Source organism: Burkholderia sp. DN3021 (assembly GCF_049805555.1).
GTDB lineage: Bacteria > Pseudomonadota > Gammaproteobacteria > Burkholderiales > Burkholderiaceae > Burkholderia > Burkholderia pyrrocinia_C.
In genome coordinates, this window is the sequence record NZ_JBNCAB010000219.1 from 1 (window position 1) to 1666 (window position 1666).

General features: G+C 55.1%; 3 protein-coding genes. 1 reads left to right on the forward strand and 2 read right to left on the reverse strand.

The window, feature by feature from the left end; all coding sequences use genetic code 11:
* Positions 1-32 precede the first annotated feature (32 nt).
* On the reverse strand, positions 33-161 hold the full coding sequence (locus ACPUER_RS36615; protein WP_425133563.1) for an IS4/Tn5 family transposase DNA-binding protein: 129 nt from the start codon (positions 159-161) through the stop codon (positions 33-35).
* A gap of 464 nt (positions 162-625) precedes the next feature.
* Positions 626-1099 (reverse strand): glycine zipper 2TM domain-containing protein, encoded by a 474-nt coding sequence (locus tag ACPUER_RS36620; protein ID WP_425133564.1) that lies wholly within the window; start codon positions 1097-1099, stop codon positions 626-628.
* A gap of 290 nt (positions 1100-1389) precedes the next feature.
* Between ACPUER_RS36620 and ACPUER_RS36625 the strand changes: the two genes are divergently transcribed.
* Positions 1390-1666: transposase family protein (locus tag ACPUER_RS36625; protein WP_425133565.1), on the forward strand; the 277-nt coding region annotated here is incomplete at its 3' end.

Genomic DNA, 1666 nt, shown 5'->3' on the forward strand with positions numbered 1-1666 from the left:
CGAACAGACTCACCTTGATCATCTTCACATCCTCATGCCTTCGGCCTCAGTGGCATCATGCCAGCGTCCGAACGGTTTTTCGAGGTGCCCAGTTGTTCGGCCAGCAGGATCGCCCGCCGGTTCAGCCGCTTGTCGCCCAGATCGATACCCTTGAATTCCATTGCCGCCCAGCTCTCCGTTGCTCCTGCCATTCGTGCGTCGCGCAAAAAGCAAGAGTAAACGACAAGCCGCGGAAGTTTACAAACCGCTCACGCCGACTTGTGTGTAATGGAATGGCTTAAGCGGCCTTGTTCGTCAAACTTCTCGGAGGGAAATTCGAGAACCCACGCCGCCCTGCGATTCCAACCAGCGTCACGCCGGAGCTGGCGACAAAATATAATTTCTTCCAGTTTTTTATTTGGAAAAGTTGATTTTTGTGATAATAATTGCAGCAAGAAAAATATGTGCAATAGTAAATGCAATGAAATTGCGGGCCATCACTTTGACCTCGCGATCAATTAAATGGATGATATTTTCTGTCGTAATTGCGTGTCTGTACGTCTACGGATTTGCCCATTAAAAATGCTATACCCCAACGCATCGCTCTCAGTGCCAGTTTAAACCGCACTCTATTTCGACGGCTTGCCTAGTGCGTGACTCGCGTAATGCCTGCACTCGATAGCAGTCGGACGCGGTCGCCCGCGCGGAACACTTCGGACGTTGCCGCTTGGGCAATCGACCGAAGCTCACCATTGTCAAGGCGCACGGTAACCTCAACACCGTGTGCCGAACTAAGGCTCTGTCCGGCTGCGTTGCCGGCAACTGCACCGGCGATGCCTCCAGCGATTGCCGTCAGCACTGAACCACGGCCGCCGCCGATCGCGCTGCCAGCGACCGCCCCGAGCGCACCGCCGCCGAGTGAGCCGAGTACGCTGCCGCCGTCATCGCCTTGGATTCGCGTTGCGCGGACGCTTTCGACCGTGCCCATTCGCACGGTTTGTTCTCGCTGTGCTTGGCCGACGCTATAGACATCAGCGGAACCCGGCGGCGTGATGCAGCCTGCGAGCGCCGTTGCTGCGGCCAGCATCGCGGCGAACGTTAGGGCTTTTGGGGTCGGCATATTTCATTTTCTCCAAACAACGTTTAATTCAGAACGTACCAGCGCGACTCTGAAGCAGGTGTAAGTGCTGGTGTCTGCACGTAGGCGTGCAAATCGGTGACCGGAATAGTTGGTCATATGGCTGGCGCAGTATGCGCTTGATATGGATAAGGCTGAGTCAACAATTGCAAGGCGATCTGTCGCGAAACAGGGCAATCGCATGAAGGGCCGTTAACAATCAATGACTTACGAGAGGGGTTGTAAACCGAGGTAAATCAAGTGCTTACTTTCATCTTTTGCGGAGGCCTCGGATGGAAGAGATACGGCCCCTGAGCATAGAAGACGCGTTCGGTGAGTTGCGTGATCCGCGTAGCCGAACGCCCGTTCACAATTTGACGAGCATGTTGGTGATTGCGTTGTGCGCGATTCTATCGGGCGCGGATAGCTGGGCTGCGATCCAGATGTGGGGCGAAGAGAAGCTGGAGGGCACCTCGAAAAGAGGTGGCCGCGCAAATTCGGACAGACGGATAAGTGGTTTGGCCGGGGCCTTTGCCAGCGATAATGCTGGCAAAGGAACCGAGGAAATGA